The sequence below is a fragment of the Nonomuraea sp. ATR24 genome (assembly GCF_041950485.1).
Taxonomy (GTDB): domain Bacteria; phylum Actinomycetota; class Actinomycetes; order Streptosporangiales; family Streptosporangiaceae; genus Nonomuraea; species Nonomuraea ceibae.
Genome location: NZ_JBGNUU010000003.1, coordinates 25,851 through 40,748, shown reverse-complemented (window position 1 = coordinate 40,748; position 14,898 = coordinate 25,851). Strand labels below are relative to the sequence as shown.

Sequence of the window (14,898 nt, the reverse complement as noted above, 5' to 3'; positions counted from 1 at the left end):
CTGGAGACCTGAACCGCATGTTCAACATCGGAAACTACGTCGGGATCGGCACCACCGCCCTGATCAGCGTGCTGCTGCTGGCGGGCACCGTGCTGCTGGGCATGAACCGGCGCAACCACGGCCGCGGGGCGACCCTCGGCATGTTCGGCTGCCTCGCGCTGTTCCTCGACTCGCTGGTGCGGCTCGCGCAGTTGCTGATGATCGGCGTCCTGTTGGAGTCGTTCGGCCCGGGCGGCATCGACGTCGTCTTCCTGCTGGTGAACCTGGTCTCCTTCGTGCTCATGGTGACGGGCGTCTCGTTGCTGATCGCCGGCGTGATCGCCCGCCGCACCCCGCCCCAGCAGCCCGGCCCCCAGGCCCCGCAGCAGCCCCAGCCCTGGCAGCAGCAGGGCCCGCAGCAGGGCTGGCAGCAGCAAGGACCGCAGGGCCCGTACGGCCAGCCGCAGGGGCCGCAGCCCGGTTGGCAGCAGCAGCCGCCGAGCGGGCCGCAGGGGCCGCAGGGGCCGCAGCCGGGGTGGCAGCCGCCTGCCGACGGGCCCGCCTGAGCCGTCCTCGGGCAGCCACAGGAGATGTGACAATGGTGGGAAAATCCGGCTCCGCGCGCGCGTCGAGGGAACCATGAATCCAGAGCAGCCCGGCCAGCCCGACCCCGACGTGACGATCCGGCGCCGCTGGCCCCAGCAGCCGACCGGGCCGCACCCCGCGCCCCCCTCCGGCCCGTACCCCGCACCCCCGGCCGGGCCCCCACCGAGGCCGAACCCCGGTCCGCACCCCGGTCCGCAGCCGTACGGGGGCGGGCCCGTGCCCCCGCACCGGCAGGACGACCCGCCGGGCTCGTTCACCCGCCGCCTGCCCTACACCCCGGACATGCTCCCCGACGTGCCCGTGTACGAGGCCAAGGCGGCCAAGTCCGGGTGGTGGTGGATGATCCTGGTGTGCGGGGTCGCCCTGCTGGCGGCGGCGCTCACCGCCGGCTTCCTGTTCTGGGTGAACGGCGGCGCGTAGCCCCGGGTCACGCCCGGACGCTGTCCATCGTCCAGTTCGTCTCCCAGGTCCGCTCCCCGTCGACGGAGAACGCCTGCTCCCACCGGCAGGCGTCCGGCCCCTGGAGCGTCCAGAGGAACCGGCACCGCACCGGCGTCCCCTCGTGCTGGTCGTCGGCGTAGAACAGGCCCTGGTCGCCGTCGAAGCCGCCGACCATGGGCGGCAGGTCGAGCACGCCCCGGGAGCTGTTGGCCCAGTAGATCGACCACTGCCGCGTCTCGGGGTTGTACAGCCGCAGGGTCAGCCCGTTGAAGCCCTTGGTGGGGAAGGTGATCTCGTCGAAGCTGGCGGCGCCGCCGAAGTGCCGGGTGGCGGTGATCCGGCCGGGGAACTCGTCCCAGGTGTCGCTGCCGGTGAGCGGCTTGACCAGGCGCCTGTTGTGGACGTTCCAGGTGCCTTCGAGGAAGTCGAAATCGTTCATGCCCGGCACCGTACGGCCGGGTCACTGACAGGTAGTGTCAGCGATGTGCGCGCTTCCCGCCTGATGTCGATCCTCCTGCTCCTGCAGACGCGCGGCCGGATGACCGCCGGGGAGCTGGCCGACCGGCTGGAGGTGTCGGTGCGCACGATCTACCGCGACGTGGAGTCGCTGCACGCGGCCGGCATCCCGCTCTACGGCGACGCCGGGCCGAGGGGCGGCTACCGGCTGCTCGACGGCTACCGGACCAAGCTGACCGGGCTGACGACGGAGGAGGCCGAGTCGCTGCCGCTGGCCGGGCTGCCCGGTCCGGCCGCCGAGCTGGGGCTGGGCGCGGTGGTGACGGCGGCGCAGCTCAAGCTGATGGCGGCGCTGCCCGTGGAGCTGCGTGACCGGGCCGGGCGCATCAGGGAGCGTTTCCACCTCGACGCCCCGGGCTGGTACCGCGACCGGGAGCCGGTGGCCCACCTGCCCGCCGTGGCGGAGGCGGTGTGGGACGAGCGCCCGGTCCGGGTCCGCTACCGCCGCTGGCGCGCCCCGCAGGAGGTGGAGCGGCGGCTGGAGCCGTACGGCCTGGTCGTCAAGGCCGGGAGCTGGTATCTGGTGGCCCGCTGCGACGAGCAGGTGCGCACCTACCGGGTGTCGCAGATCCTCGACCTGCATCCGCTGCCGGGCCGGTTCGCCAGGCCGGCGGGGTTCGACCTGGCGGCGCACTGGCAGGCGTACCTGGTGGAGTTCGAGGCTCGGCTGCGGCGCGGCGAGGCGGTGCTGCGGCTGTCGCCGGGCGGGCTCGAACGGCTGCCGGGCCTGATGACGCCCGGCGTGGCGGCGGCGGCGCGGGAGAGCGCCGAGCCGGAGGCGGACGGCTGGACCCGGGTGAGGGTGCCGATCGAGTCGGTCGAGCACGCGACGGGCGAGTTCCTCAGGCTGGGCGCGGACGCCGAGGTGATCAGCCCGCCCGAGCTGCGCGAACGGCTGCTCGCCGTCGCCGAGCGGATGGTCGGCCTCTACCGCGCCGGTTAAGCGAGCTGCAAGCGCCTCCGGACAGAATGCCGCAAAAGGATCAACCAGCGCTTCGGGGGCGACATTGCGCATGCTGCTGATGGTGCTGGCCGCCGGGCTGCTGCCGCAGCCGGTCGCCGGGCCGCACGTCACGCAGCCCAGAGCGGAGATCACGGCCACGGTCCGCGCCGACGGCACGGTGGCCGTGGTCGAGGAGCACACGCTGACGTACCGGAGCCCGGGCAAGGGCGCGTACGTGGACATCCCGCGCGCTCCCGGCGTCGTGGTGGAGGACGTGTCGGTACGCGAGTCCGCGGCCTACGAGCAGGTGGCCCCGGCGGAGCCGGACTCCTCGGGACGCGCCGGGACCTACAGCGAGCGGGCGTGCGGGACCGACGGGCCGCACCGCGTGGTGTGGCACCTGGCCGCCACGCCCGGCAGCACCCGGACGTTCCGGCTCGGCTACACGCTGAAGAACGCGGTCACCGTGTTCGGCGGGCACGCCTTCCTGCACCTGCCGGTGCGCGGCGCCCACTGGCGGGGCGGCGTGGACCTGCTGGAGGTCACGGTCCGCCTGCCCGGACCGCCCGGGAGCGGCGGGCACCAGGCGTTCGGGCAGCCCGCGAGCAGGCTGGCCGCCGGGCCCGCCGGGCAGGTGACCAGGGCGAGCGCGCGGGCCGTGCCCGGCGCCCAGGCGCTCGCGCTCGACCTGGCCTTCCCGCCCGCCCGGCTCGACCTGCCGAGCACCGGCGGCAAGGTGCTGCGCGGCGAGGGCGACGGCTCGGCCACGCTGGCGGAGCTGCGCGCCGGGCGTCAGCCGGTGACCTCGGCCGGCGGCGCCGCCTGCGGCCCGGTCGGCACGGAGACCTACGACGGCACCTGGTGGGTGTTCGCCGGGATGGCGGTGCTGGTGACCGGCGTCCTGGTGCTCGTCGAACGCCGCGCCCGCCGCCCGCTCAGCCGCCGGTCCGGTCCCGCGCGCGGCCGTGCCGGCCGTTCCTACAGCGACCACGGCTATCACGCGGGCCAGCCCGGCGGGACGCCGAGCCACAGCCCCGGTGAGGGCGGCGGCGGGGGCGGCGGCTCGTTCTGATCAGTCCCCGGCGGCCTCCCAGCAGTGCGTCCAGCGGCCGTCGCCCAGCTCGGTGCGCCCCGGCACCGTGGTCGAGCAGACCGGCAGCGCCACCGGGCAGCGAGGGTGGAAGCGGCACCCGCCGGGCGGGTCGGCGAGGCTGGGCGGCTCGCCGTGCCGCTGCCGCTCGCGCGGCGTCACCCGGTCCGGGTCCGGCGCCGACTCCAGCAGCAGCCGCGTGTACGGGTGCCGCGCCGCCTGGGTGAGCGCCTCGGCGGGCCCGCTCTCCACCAACCGGCCCGCGTACATGACCGTGATGTCCTCGGCGAAGTAACGCGCGCTGGCGATGTCGTGCGTGATGTAGAGCAGTGCCAGCCCGCTCTCGTCGGCCAGCTTCTCCAGCAGCCGCAGCACGCCGAGCCGGATCGACACGTCGAGCATGGACACGGGCTCGTCCGCGATCAGCGCCACGGGCCGCACCGCCAGCGCGCGGGCGATCGCGACGCGCTGCCGCTGCCCGCCGGACAGCTCGTGCGGCAGCTTGTCCATGAACTGGTCGACGGGCGTCAGGCTGACGCGTTCGAGCAGCTCGGCGACCAGTTCCCGCTCGTGCGCGTCGGACTTGGCGTGGCCGTGCACGCGCAGCGGCCTGGCCAGGTGGTAGCGGACCCGGTGGAAGGGGTTCAGCGAGGCGAACGGGTCCTGGAAGATGAGCTGCACCTGCCGCCGGTAGGAGCGGAACGCCGCTCCCCGGTGCGCCCGCACGACCTCGCCGCGCAGCAGCACGTCGCCGGAGGTGGCCGGGTAGACCTGGGCGAGCAGCCGGGCGACCGTGCTCTTGCCGCAGCCGCTCTCGCCGACCAGCGCGCTCACCCGCCCGGCCCGCAGCGCCAGTGACACGTCCTCCACGGCGCGCACCGGCGGCCGCCGCCCCCACCGGCCGCGCGCGGCGGTGAAGTGCTTGGTGAGCTTGCGCCCTTCCAGGACGATCACGACGCCTCCCGTGCGGCAGTGTCAGCTCCGGCGCCCTCGTTGAGGCGGCAGGCCACCTCGCCGCCCGGCACCGGCAGCAGCGCCGGGCGCTCGTCGGCGCAGCCGTCGAAGGCGTGGCGGCAGCGTGGGTGGAAGGCGCACCCGGGCGGCGGCGAGCGCAGGTCGGGCGGGGTGCCGGGGATGCCGAGCAGCTCCTCGCGCGGCCCGCGCAGCCGGGGGAAGGACCGCAGCAGCCCCTCGGTGTACGGATGGCGGGGCGCGGTGCGCAGCGCCCTGGCGGTGCCGACCTCGACGACGCGGCCGGCGTACATGACGGCGATGCGGTCGGAGATCTCCATGAGCAGCGACAGGTCGTGGGTGATGAACACCACGGCGAACCCGTATTCCTCGCGCAGCGCGCCGATCTCGTGCAGGATGTCGCGCTGGACGACCACGTCGAGCGCGGTCGTCGGCTCGTCCATGATGATGATCTCGGGGTTGAGCGCGAGCGCGATGGCGATCGCGGCGCGCTGGCGCATGCCGCCCGACAGCTCGTGCGGGTAGCCGCGCAGCCGGTCGGCGTTGATGCCGACGCGCTGGAGCAGCTCGGCGGCCCGGGCGGCGCGGGCCTTGCGCGACAGGTCCGGCGTGTGGATGCGCAGCACGTCGTCGATCTGGGCGCCGATCGTGGCGACCGGATTGAGGGAGTTCATGGCGCTCTGGAAGACGACGGCGAGCTCCTTCCAGCGGAAGGCGCGCAGCTGTTTCGGCCCGAGCCCGAGCACGTCGGCCTCGGTGCCGTCGCGCCGCCGGTAGAGCACCGAGCCGGAGGTGATCGCGGCGGGCGGGCGCAGCAGCCGGGCGACGGCGTTGGCCAGCGTGGACTTGCCGCTGCCGCTCTCCCCCGCGAGCCCGAGGATCTCGCCGCGCCGCAGGTCGAGCGTCACGTCGGCGACCGCGTGCACGGCGCCCGTGGCCGACTGGTAGTCGACGCCGAGGCCGCGTACTTCCAGGACGTTCACGCCTTCACCTTCCCTTCACGCCCGGGCCTGCGGCGCGCGGGCTTTATGGTGCGCAGGCGCGGGTTGGCGATCTCGTCGATGCCGAAGTTGACCAGCGCCAGCCCGGTGCCGATGAGCGCGATGCACAGCCCCGGCGGGATGAACCACCACCACGCGCCGATGAGCAGCGCCTGGCCGTTCTGCGCGAAGTAGAGCATGCTGCCCCAGCTCACCGTGGACAGGTCGGCCAGGCCGAGGAACGACAGCCCGGCCTCGGCCAGGATCGCCGCGACGACCGTGGCCAGGAAGCTGGTGGCGATCACCGGGAGCAGCACGGGCAGGATCTCGAAGAACACCACCCGGAACGCCCCCTCGCCGCCGGCCCTGGCCGCCTCCACGAAGTCGCGGCGGCGTACCGACAGGGTCTGGGCGCGCAGCACGCGCGCCCCCCACGCCCAGCCGGTGACGGCGATCACCACGGCGACGGAGGCGACGCCGCGCTGCGGCAGGTAGCCCGCCAGCACGATGATCAGCGGCAGCGCGGGCAGCACCAGGAAGATGTTGGTGAGCACGGACAGCACCTCGTCGACCGCGCCGCCGAAGTAGCCGCCGACGAGCCCGACGGCGACGGCGAGCACGGTGGCGATCACCGCCGAGAGCACGCCGACGCCGAGCGACACGCGGGCCCCGTAGACGAGCTGGACGAGCACGTCCTGCCCGGTCTGGGTGGTGCCGAGCCAGTGCGCCGCCGACGGCCCCTGGAGGCCGGCGTCGCTGGTGGCGGCCGGGTCGGCGTCGATGAGCAGCGGCCCGAGGATCGCGGCCAGCGCGAAGAAGGCGAGGATGCCCGCCCCGATCTTGATCTTCATTGCCTGGTCCTGGGGTCGAGGATCACGTACGCCAGATCGGCCAGGAAGTTGGCGACCAGCACGGCCAGCGAGATCACCAGGAAGATGCCCTGCATGAGCGGGAAGTCCTCGTTCTCCACGCCCTTGAGCAGCATCGACCCGATGCCCGGATAGGAGAAGACGATCTCGGTCAGCACCGAGCCGCCCACCACGAAGCCGAGCGACAGCGCGAAGCTGGTGATGTTGGGCAGGATCGCGTTGCGAGCCGCGTACGCCCACATGACCCGGCGCGACGTCAGCCCCTTGGCCTCGGCCATCACCACGTAGTCCTCGCCCAGCGTGGTCACCATGACGTTGCGCATGCCGAGGATGCGGTCGGCCATCGAGGCGAGCACGATCGTGATCGCGGGCAGCGCCGCGTGGTAGACGACGCTGCCGGCGAACTCCCCGGTCAGCCCCGGCACCACGTCCAGCGCGTACGCCCGGCTGACGGGGAACCACTCCAGCGTCACCCCGAAGACGAACACCAGCGCCAGCGCGACCCAGAAGTACGGCACCGCGTGCATGAACGTGGCCGCAGGCAGCACCCCGTCGAGCCAGGTGCCGCGCCGCCACGCCATGAGCACGCCGAGCGCGGTGCCGACCACGTAGCTGATCAGCGTGGCGACGCCGACCACCCCGATCGTCCACGGCAGGCTGTCGGCGATCACCGTGGACACCTCGGTGGGGAAGAACGTGATCGACCGGCCGAGCTCGCCCCGCGACAGGTTGCCCAGGTAGTCCACGTACTGCTGCCACAGGTTGGCGTCGCTGATGCCGAACGCGCGCTTCATCGCGTCGATCGCGGCCGGGTCCACGTTCCCCTTCAGCCGCGCCACGAGCAGGTCGACCGGGTCGCCCGGCATGAGGCGCGGGATGAGGAAGTTGAGCGTGACGGCGGCCCAGGCCGTGAGCAGGTAGAACCCGAGCCGCCTGGCGAGAAACCTCACGTGCCCGCCGGCTTCAGCCGCAGCAGCACCACGGCCGCGTCGGGTGAGGTGTAGGGCGACGGCATCGCGTACGGGTCCTGCTCGGTCGGCCAGCCGACGTACTTGTCGGTGCGGTACTGGGCCCAGCTCGGGCTGTAGAACAGCGGCAGCGTCGGCAGCTTCTCCACCATGATCCGGCCGAGCGCCTGGGTGGCCTTGTGGTGCTCGGCCTCGTCCTCGGTGGCGGCGTAGGCGTCGATCAGCCGGTCGGTCTCGGCGTCCTTCCACCGCTGGTAGTTGCCGGTGGCCGACTTGCCGACGGGCGTGGCCAGCTTGCCGTAGAGCATCGAGCGCATCTGGAAGTACGGCTCGGCCCCGGCCGGGGTGGCGCGGATCGACAGGTCGAAGGTGCCCTTGCCGACCTTCGACACCCAGTCCTGGAAGGCCACGCCCCGGGTCTCGACGGTGATGCCGACCTTGGCCAGGTCCTCGCGGATGAGCTGGGCGGCGTTGACCCAGTCGGTGAACGGCGACGGCACCAGCAGCTCGAACTTCAGCTCGCCCGGGTCGAAGCCCTTCAGCAGCTCCTTGGCCTCGGCCAGGTCGACGGTGAACGCGGCGTCCTTGTGCTCGGGCGGCAGGTACGCCTCGCCGCCGGGCATCGGGATGCCGGTCGGGTGCGCGACCTTGGTGTAGCCGCGCTCGGCCACCCGGACGATCTTCTCCCGGTCGATGGCCAGGCTGATGGCCTTGCGCACCTCGGGCTTGGACAGCACCGGGTGGGTCAGGTTGGGCAGCAGCGCGACGACGCCCTCGGCGGGGAAGAAGTACTTGTTCGTCTCCGGCTTGCCCTGCACGTAGATCTTCTCGATGTCGGGCACGAACGCGCCCGCCCAGTCGACCTCGCCCTGCCGCAGCGCCGTCTGCACGCCGTTGGCCGTGTAGGCGGGGAACTTCAGCACCGGCACCTCGGGCTTGCCGGGCTGCCAGTAGCCCGGGTTCTTCGCCATCTCGTACAGCTGGGCGTTGAACGACGACAGCGTGTACGGGCCGGTCCCGACGGGCTTGGGGTTGGTGAACGTGACCGGGTTCTGCTTCTCGAACACGTGCTTGGGCACGATGGGCGTGTTCCCGGCGATGTTGAACAGCTTGGCGTAGGAGGTGCCGGCGAAGTCGACGCGGACCTTGTCCGGCGCCAGCACCTCGGCGCCCTCCAGCTCCAGCGCGCTCTTGTTCAGCTCGGGGTGCTTCCTGATGATCTCGAACGTGTAGGCGACGTCCTCGGCGGTGAACGGCTTGCCGTCGCTCCACTTGACGCCCTGCCGCAGAGTGAACGTGAGCGACTTGCCGTCCTCGGACCACTCGTGCTTGAGCGCCAGCCAGGGGGTGACCTCGCCGGGTTTGAGCCGGTTGAAGAACTCCAGCGTCTCGTAGATCATCCCGCTGGTGCCGAAGTTGACGCCTTCGAGGTGGAACGGGTTGAAGTTCTCCTGGAACGTCCCCGAGTCGATGGCGTGGATGATCAGCGGGGGCGCGCTCGCCGTCCGCCCGGCCCCGGCGCCACCGCCGCCGGAGCATCCCGCCACCGCCAGGACCAGGGCCGCCACGGCCGCCAGGCTGCGTTTCATTGCGACGCCTTTCCGAAGTAGCTCGTCCGCAGGTTCCGCGACCCCTTCGGCGCGGCGAACGCCTGCGCCCGCCGGAACCCCGCCGGGGCGCCCCGCACGACCGTCAGCGCCCGGTAGTAGTCCACGTACGGGAATCCGTACGTCTCGCCCCTGGCGTAGGCGTAGCCGGTGATGGCCTGCGACCAGATCTCGTACGCCTCGTCGCTCAGCTCGACGAACACGTCCGGGGTGAAGCCGTCGGCGTCCTCCCAGTTGTCGGCGTAGTAGAGCTCGCCGGCCCAGTAGGCGGGCAGGTCGCGCGCCAGGGTCTTCAGGCCGCCGTAGAAGCGGGCGTCCTGGACGATGCGGTGGGTGCGGGCGTGGTCCTTGTGGATGGACTCGCCCCAGTGGGTGAGGATCACGTCCGGGCGCAGCTCCCTGATCAGGTCGCCGACGCGCATCTTGACGTCGTCGTCCTCGGGCAGCAGGCCGTCCTCGTAGTCGAGGAAGCGCACGCCCGCGCCGATCCGCCCGGCGAACGTCTCGGCCTCCTCGCGCTTCTGCTCGGCGTAGTCGGCGACGCTCATGCGCGGGTGGCCGCGCTCGCCGAGCGTCAGGTGCAGCAGCGTGGCGCGGTCGCCGCGCAGGACGTGCTGGGCGAGCACCGCGCCCGCCGTCAGGTCGAGGTCACCCGCGTGGGCGCCGATGGCCAGGACGTGGGTCATGCCGGCCGCCTCATCACGTGGAACCGCCTGGTGATCTCGTAGCCCGCCTTGGTGTAGAGGTGACCGGCCGGGCTGGTCTCGCCGGTCCACAGGAACCACGACGAGTGCAGCCCTTCGGCGCGCATCCTGGTCATGGTGAGATGGAGGAGGATCTTGCCAAGGCCGGTGCCGCGCTGCGCCGGGTCGACCCCGAACGGGCCGAACCTCTCGGGGATGCCCCGGTAGGCCCCGTACAGCGCGAACCCGACGACACCGCCCTTTCTCGCGATGACCATGCGGTCGGGGTTCGCGTGGCGCCTGATCGCCTCGCCCCAGTCCGGGTTGAACTCCTCGGCCGCGAACCTGATCAGCTCCGGCAGCTCCCCGTCCACCGGGGACCGGAACGCGTACCCCTCGGCCTCACGGGCGGCCCGCAGCTCGCCCGCCTCGTCCGGCGCCACGTAGCCGACGAGCGTCCGGTCCATCGCGACCGGCGAGTACAGCGTCTCGAACCCCAGCGCGCCCAGCAGCCGGAACCCGTCGGGGTAGAGCTCCGGGTCGGCGCCCGGAAGCACGTAGCCGGGCGTGTAGGAGGCGAAGTCCACCGTCCTGCCGTCGAGGAAGCCCAGCGCCTCCTCCATCAGCCTCCGGCCCAGCCCCCGGCCCCGGTGCTCGGGCGCGACGAAGAAGAACGGGATCCATCCCATGCCGGGCTCCAGGTCCGTGCCCGGCGCGAGCGGCGTCCGCCTGCGCACCCCGTACGCGCAGCCGACGACGCGGCCGTCCGCCACGGCCACCCGCAGGCCGCCGGGGTCGAAGTTCGGGTCGAGCAGCACGCAGTCGCGCAGCCACCCGGCGGTCGTGGGGTCGCCTGGCATGCTCCGGTTCCAGGCGTCGACGAGGGAGCCCTCGTCCCCCGCGGCGAACGCTCGGACAGTGACCATCGGCCGGTCCTTTCACCTGGGCTTCGCGGCCAGCTTTCCGAGTGTTAACCCCCGTGGTCAATGATTTTCGGGCAGAAATTTTCCTACTTTATGACCCTATTGAAACTTTCCTTCGTGTCCGGTAAGTATGGAATGTTGCGCATTCCGGCCCCCGCCGAATCCCCCCGCGCACGGAGTCCGGACCGGCGCGTACGGGCTCCGCTGCCATGATCCCGGGTCAGACCGACGTCGGCAGCGGCCCCCCGTGGTAGGCCACGGCGTCGCCGAGGGCGGCGAGCAGGTCCATCTCCGCGCCCTCGGCGTCCGCGTACGCCCGGTGCAGGTTGAGCACCAGCCGCTCCGCGTCCGCCCACCCCGCGAACTCGCCCAGGTCGGCCTCCCGGGCGGCGGCCAGCGGCGTGAGCCCCCGGGCCCGCCCCGCCCGCGCGACGTCCAGCACGAACCGGTAGTAGCGCTCGTGCGCCGCCAGCACCCCGGGCAGCCCGGCCGCGTCGGTCAGCGGCCCGTGCCCCGGCACGACCCGCTCGGCGCCGAACGCCGCCAGCCAGTCGAGCGACCGGAGCGCCCCCTCCAGCGACCCCATGAACACCAGCGGCGTCAGCCCGTGGAAGAGCAGGTCCCCGCTGAACAGCACCCGCTCCTCCGGCAGCCACGCCACCACGTCCCCGGGCGTGTGCGCGGCGTAACCGGGATGCCGGAACTCCACCCGCCGCGCGCCCGTGTAGACGGCCACCTCGTCGCGGAACACCACGGAGGGCGGCCGGCGCGTCACGTTCCCCCAGTCGGGCACCGGCTCCCACACGGGCGGGCAGCCGTCAATGATCGGATCGACGAGCAGCGCCGCCCGCATCGTCTCGTGCCCGAAGATCACCGTCTCGGCGGGCAGCACGCTGTTGCCGTACGCGTGGTCGCCGTGCTGGTGGGTGTTGACCGCGACCCGCACCGGCGCGCCGCCGGTCGCCTCGGCCAGCGCGCCGAGGAAGCGCCGGGTGCGCCGCTCGGTCGCGCAGGTGTCGACGACCACGAGGCCGTCGTCGCCGGCCACGGCCCCGGCGTTGTTGAGCCACCAGGTGCCGTCCGGCTGCACCCACGCGTGGACGCCGGGCCCGATCTCGTGCAGCGACCCCATATCCGCCTCTCCCTCCGCCTCCGCTTCGGGTCATCCGGGATACGGAAAAGCCCGCCACCGTGATGACCACGATGACGGGCTGGGAAACGTGCTGAGGGGTGGAGCTATGGGGATTCGAACCCCAGACCTCCTCCATGCCATGGAGGCGCGCTACCAACTGCGCCATAGCCCCTGGTCACCGCGCGGAGTGTGCTCTTTGCGGCGCTCGGAGAGCATATAGCCATCCGCGGGATTCGCATAATCGCGGCTGCCCGCGCTGCCCACGCCGTCTGGGGGCACGCCGAAGACCGCCGGCGCCGTCACGCCGGCGGACCGCGTCAGCGCAGGCCCTCCGCGTCGGGACTGTCGTCGCTGCTGATCGGCTCGGGCAGCGTGCCCGCGTTGTGCTCGAGCAGCCGCCAGCCCCGGCGGCCCTCCTCCAGCACCGACCACGAGCAGTTGCCGAGCCCGCCGATGGCCGACCACAGCTCCTGCGGCAGCCCCAGCAGCTCGCAGATGCCCAGCCGCAGCGCCGCGCCGTGCGAGGCGACGACGAGCAGGCCGTCGTCGTCGAGCTTGGCGGCCCAGCGGCGCATCGCGGCGCCCACCCGGGCGGCGACGTCCGGCACGGCCTCGCCGTCGGGTGCTTCCCAGTTGACGTACTCCTGGGGCCAGCGGGCGGCGATCTCCTCGCGGGTCAGGCCCTCCCACTGACCGCCGCCGCGCTCGCGGAAGTCCTTGTCGACGCCGACCTCCAGGCCGACGATCCGGCCCAGGGCGAGGGCCGTCTCGTTGGCCCGCTGAAGGTCGGAGGAGACGATGAGGGTGGGCCGGAGCGAGGCGAGCAGCGAGGCCGCCCGGGCCGCCTGCGCGATCCCCGTCTCGTCGAGCGGGATGTCGGAGTGGCCCTGGAAGCGGTGCTCGACGTTCCACAGGGTCTGCCCGTGCCTGAGGCAGACGATGCGCTTGCTCAAGGGCGGGCCCTCTGGATGTTGGCCTGCATCACGCTCTCCGGCAGGCCGATGGCCGGGCAGTCCTTCCACAGCCGCTCCAGGGCGTAGAAGGTGCGGTCCTCCTCGTGCTGGACGTGCACGACGATGTCGATGTAGTCGAGGAGCACCCAGCGGCCTTCGCGCTCGCCCTCGCGGCGGACGGGCTTGGCGTCGGCCTCGGTGCGCAGCTTGTCTTCGATCTCGTCGACGATGGCGCGGACCTGGCGATCGTTCGTGGCGGAGCAGAGCAGGAAGGCGTCGGTGATGACGAGCTGCTCGCTGACGTCGTAGGCGAGGATGTCGTCGGCCAGCTTGTCGGCGGCCGCCTCGGCGGCGATCTGCACGAGCTGGACGGCTCTGTCGGATGCTGTCACGATGCGGGTCGGTCCTCCTGTGTCGGCAACATGCCCTTATGTTGAGGGTACCCTTTTCGGCCGCCCCGCCTCACGCGCGTCAGCCGTGGGCGTGATAGAGCCCGCGTTTGTTGATGTACTGCACGATGCCGTCCGGCACGAGATACCAGATGGGCTCGCCCTTCTCGACCCGCTGCCGGCACTCCGACGACGAGATCGCCAGGGCCGGGATCTCCAGCAGCGTCACGCGCCCCTCGGGCAGCCCGGGGTCGTGCAGCGTGTGCCCGGGCCGGGTGCAGCCGACGAAATGCGCCAGGTCGAACAGCTCCTCGGCGTCCTGCCAGCCGAGGATGGCGCCGAGGGCGTCGGCCCCGGTGATGAAGTACAGCTCCACCCCGGACCCGTAGACCCGGGAGATGTCCCGCAAGGTGTCGATGGTGAACGTCGGTCCCGGCCGGTCCACGTCCACCCGGCTGACGGAGAAGCGCGGGTTCGACGCCGTCGCGATGACCGTCATCAGATAGCGGTCCTCGGGCGCGGACACTTCCCGCTCCGACTTCTGGTACGGCCTGCCCGTGGGCACGAACACGACCTCGTCGAGATTGAAATGGTGAGCGACCTCGCTGGCCGCGACCAGGTGACCGTGGTGAATGGGGTCGAACGTACCGCCCATAACACCCACGCGTCGCTTCCCCTGGACACCAGGCGCGTTCATCATGAAACGGACCTTACGCGGACTCTCTCCCCAACATGCGGGCACCCCCCTCGATGATGACCGCGCATCACGCCGGTTGCGGACGTAGCATGCCGGGCATGACGACCACCCCGGACCGCAGCCGCGTCCAACTGCCCGGCATCTCTTCCCGTGCCTACGAACACCCCGCAGACCGGTCGGCTCTGGTCGCTCTGCGCAAGTTGAGCGGGTTCGACACGGTGCTCAAGCAGATGTCCGGCCTCGTAAGCGAGCGGCGTCTCCGCCTGATGTATCTCGCCTCCGCCGTGCGCGTGAGCGAGACCCAGTTCCGCTCCCTCTACGACATGGGCCGCGACGCGGCCTACACGCTCGACCTGCACCGCATCCCGGAGATCTACGTCCAGCAGGATCCGCAGGTCCAGGCCAAGGCCATCGGCTTCGACGACCCGTTCATCGTCGTGACCACCGGCCTGCTCAACCTCATGAACGAGGAGGAGCAGCGCTTCGTCATCGGCCACGAGACCTCCCACATCCTGTCGGGCCACGCGGTCTACCGCACCATGCTCGACATCCTCACCCGCCTCGCCGCCCGCGTCGCCTGGATCCCGCTCGGCTACATCGGCCTGCGCGCGATCGTGGCCGGCCTGGAGGAGTGGTACCGCAAGTCCGAGCTCTCCTCCGACCGCGGCGGCCTGCTCACCAGCCAGAACCCCGAGGCCGCCAAGCGCGCGCTGATGAAGCTCGCCGGCGGCGACTACACGCACGAGATGAACATCGAGGCGTTCCTGGAGCAGTACGCCGAGTACGACACCGCCGGCGACCTGCGCGACGGCTTCCTCAAGGTGCTCAACCTGCTCGGCACCACCCACCCGTTCGCCGTGGTGCGCGTGGCCGAGCTCGACAAGTGGCAGCGCAGCGGCGAGTACGACCGCATCATCGGCGGCGACTACCCGCGCCGCGAGGACGACCCCAACGCGCGCGTCACCGAGGAGATGAAGGCCGCCGCCGAGTCCTACCGCCGCTCCTGGTCGGAGTCCCAGGACCCGTTCATCGGCGTCCTGCGCGACGTGGCCGAGGGCGCCGTCAACGCCGGCGAGCGCATCTTCAACCGCTTCGCGCGCCGCGACGGCGGCCAGGGCTGACCCGCCGCCCGGCTCACCGTCCGTCACGC

Annotated in this window: 17 protein-coding genes and 1 tRNA gene; 5 read left to right on the top strand and 13 right to left on the bottom strand. The window is 72.1% G+C overall.

Annotated elements, in window-relative coordinates; genetic code table 11:
• The first annotated feature begins 17 nt into the window (after positions 1-17).
• Both ACBI99_RS07860 and ACBI99_RS07855 read left to right on the top strand, forming a co-directional pair.
• Positions 18-545, top strand: a complete 528-nt coding sequence (locus ACBI99_RS07860; protein WP_357588660.1) for a hypothetical protein — start codon at positions 18-20, stop codon at positions 543-545.
• Positions 546-618: 73 nt separating this feature from the next.
• Positions 619-1,005: a hypothetical protein gene (locus ACBI99_RS07855; protein WP_219506845.1), complete on the top strand. Its 387-nt coding sequence runs from the start codon at positions 619-621 to the stop codon at positions 1,003-1,005.
• A gap of 7 nt (positions 1,006-1,012) precedes the next feature.
• On the opposite strand, the gene ACBI99_RS07850 is transcribed toward ACBI99_RS07855, so the two are convergent.
• Positions 1,013-1,465, bottom strand: coding sequence for a hypothetical protein (locus ACBI99_RS07850; protein WP_219506846.1), 453 nt, complete (start codon positions 1,463-1,465; stop codon positions 1,013-1,015).
• A gap of 45 nt (positions 1,466-1,510) precedes the next feature.
• Here ACBI99_RS07850 and ACBI99_RS07845 point away from each other — a divergent pair, with 45 nt between their 5' ends.
• Positions 1,511-2,485: a helix-turn-helix transcriptional regulator gene (locus tag ACBI99_RS07845; RefSeq protein ID WP_375071980.1), complete on the top strand. Its 975-nt coding sequence runs from the start codon at positions 1,511-1,513 to the stop codon at positions 2,483-2,485.
• Positions 2,486-2,555: 70 nt separating this feature from the next.
• A complete protein-coding gene (locus ACBI99_RS07840) occupies positions 2,556-3,557 on the top strand; it encodes a DUF2207 domain-containing protein (RefSeq protein ID WP_375071979.1) in 1,002 nt (333 codons plus the stop codon).
• Here the strand turns inward: ACBI99_RS07840 and ACBI99_RS07835 are convergent, their stop codons facing one another.
• From ACBI99_RS07835 to nadD, 12 genes are all read right to left on the bottom strand, one after another.
• On the bottom strand, positions 3,558-4,529 hold the full coding sequence (locus ACBI99_RS07835) for an ABC transporter ATP-binding protein (RefSeq protein WP_375071978.1): 972 nt from the start codon (positions 4,527-4,529) through the stop codon (positions 3,558-3,560).
• The gene (locus ACBI99_RS07830; protein WP_375071977.1) at positions 4,526-5,530 is read right to left on the bottom strand and encodes an ABC transporter ATP-binding protein; all 1,005 of its coding nucleotides are present in this window, start codon (positions 5,528-5,530) and stop codon (positions 4,526-4,528) included. Before ACBI99_RS07830 ends, ACBI99_RS07835 begins: the two co-directional genes overlap by 4 nt.
• The gene (locus tag ACBI99_RS07825) at positions 5,527-6,378 is read right to left on the bottom strand and encodes an ABC transporter permease (RefSeq protein ID WP_357588668.1); all 852 of its coding nucleotides are present in this window, start codon (positions 6,376-6,378) and stop codon (positions 5,527-5,529) included. Before ACBI99_RS07825 ends, ACBI99_RS07830 begins: the two co-directional genes overlap by 4 nt.
• A complete protein-coding gene (locus ACBI99_RS07820; protein ID WP_308125820.1) occupies positions 6,375-7,346 on the bottom strand; it encodes an ABC transporter permease in 972 nt (323 codons plus the stop codon). The genes ACBI99_RS07825 and ACBI99_RS07820 overlap by 4 nt, the downstream gene beginning before the upstream one ends.
• Positions 7,343-8,953 (bottom strand): ABC transporter substrate-binding protein, encoded by a 1,611-nt coding sequence (locus ACBI99_RS07815; RefSeq protein WP_357588670.1) that lies wholly within the window; start codon positions 8,951-8,953, stop codon positions 7,343-7,345. The genes ACBI99_RS07820 and ACBI99_RS07815 overlap by 4 nt, the downstream gene beginning before the upstream one ends.
• Positions 8,950-9,657, bottom strand: a complete 708-nt coding sequence (locus ACBI99_RS07810) for a PIG-L deacetylase family protein (protein ID WP_219506852.1) — start codon at positions 9,655-9,657, stop codon at positions 8,950-8,952. Before ACBI99_RS07810 ends, ACBI99_RS07815 begins: the two co-directional genes overlap by 4 nt.
• The gene (locus ACBI99_RS07805; protein ID WP_357588671.1) at positions 9,654-10,580 is read right to left on the bottom strand and encodes a GNAT family N-acetyltransferase; all 927 of its coding nucleotides are present in this window, start codon (positions 10,578-10,580) and stop codon (positions 9,654-9,656) included. The genes ACBI99_RS07810 and ACBI99_RS07805 overlap by 4 nt, the downstream gene beginning before the upstream one ends.
• Positions 10,581-10,797: 217 nt before the next feature.
• Entirely contained in the window at positions 10,798-11,709 is a 912-nt protein-coding gene (locus tag ACBI99_RS07800; RefSeq protein WP_375071976.1) for an MBL fold metallo-hydrolase, read from the bottom strand.
• A 99-nt stretch (positions 11,710-11,808) separates the two neighbouring features.
• Positions 11,809-11,881 (bottom strand) — tRNA-Ala (locus ACBI99_RS07795).
• Positions 11,882-12,026: 145 nt separating this feature from the next.
• A complete protein-coding gene (locus ACBI99_RS07790; protein ID WP_375071975.1) occupies positions 12,027-12,662 on the bottom strand; it encodes a histidine phosphatase family protein in 636 nt (211 codons plus the stop codon).
• Entirely contained in the window at positions 12,659-13,054 is a 396-nt protein-coding gene (rsfS, locus tag ACBI99_RS07785; RefSeq protein WP_375071974.1) for a ribosome silencing factor, read from the bottom strand. Before rsfS ends, ACBI99_RS07790 begins: the two co-directional genes overlap by 4 nt.
• A gap of 79 nt (positions 13,055-13,133) precedes the next feature.
• Entirely contained in the window at positions 13,134-13,751 is a 618-nt protein-coding gene (gene nadD / locus ACBI99_RS07780) for a nicotinate-nucleotide adenylyltransferase (RefSeq protein ID WP_357588675.1), read from the bottom strand.
• 95 nt (positions 13,752-13,846) lie between these two features.
• On the opposite strand from nadD, the gene ACBI99_RS07775 reads away from it, so the two are divergent.
• Positions 13,847-14,869: a M48 family metallopeptidase gene (locus tag ACBI99_RS07775; RefSeq protein WP_219506865.1), complete on the top strand. Its 1,023-nt coding sequence runs from the start codon at positions 13,847-13,849 to the stop codon at positions 14,867-14,869.
• Positions 14,870-14,898 lie beyond the last annotated feature (29 nt).

Excerpts from the sequence above, each read along its gene's own strand:
- ACBI99_RS07860 (WP_357588660.1), top strand. The coding sequence starts at position 18 with ATGTTCAACATCGGAAACTACGTCGGGATCGGCACCACCGCCCTGATC.
- ACBI99_RS07855 (WP_219506845.1), top strand. The coding sequence starts at position 619 with ATGAATCCAGAGCAGCCCGGCCAGCCCGACCCCGACGTGACGATCCGG.
- ACBI99_RS07850 (WP_219506846.1), bottom strand. The coding sequence starts at position 1,465 with ATGAACGATTTCGACTTCCTCGAAGGCACCTGGAACGTCCACAACAGG.
- ACBI99_RS07840 (WP_375071979.1), top strand. The coding sequence starts at position 2,556 with ATGCTGCTGATGGTGCTGGCCGCCGGGCTGCTGCCGCAGCCGGTCGCC.
- ACBI99_RS07825 (WP_357588668.1), bottom strand. The coding sequence starts at position 6,378 with ATGAAGATCAAGATCGGGGCGGGCATCCTCGCCTTCTTCGCGCTGGCC.
- ACBI99_RS07815 (WP_357588670.1), bottom strand. The coding sequence starts at position 8,953 with ATGAAACGCAGCCTGGCGGCCGTGGCGGCCCTGGTCCTGGCGGTGGCG.
- ACBI99_RS07810 (WP_219506852.1), bottom strand. The coding sequence starts at position 9,657 with ATGACCCACGTCCTGGCCATCGGCGCCCACGCGGGTGACCTCGACCTG.
- ACBI99_RS07805 (WP_357588671.1), bottom strand. The coding sequence starts at position 10,580 with ATGGTCACTGTCCGAGCGTTCGCCGCGGGGGACGAGGGCTCCCTCGTC.
- ACBI99_RS07800 (WP_375071976.1), bottom strand. The coding sequence starts at position 11,709 with ATGGGGTCGCTGCACGAGATCGGGCCCGGCGTCCACGCGTGGGTGCAG.
- nadD (WP_357588675.1), bottom strand. The coding sequence starts at position 13,751 with ATGATGAACGCGCCTGGTGTCCAGGGGAAGCGACGCGTGGGTGTTATG.
- ACBI99_RS07775 (WP_219506865.1), top strand. The coding sequence starts at position 13,847 with ATGACGACCACCCCGGACCGCAGCCGCGTCCAACTGCCCGGCATCTCT.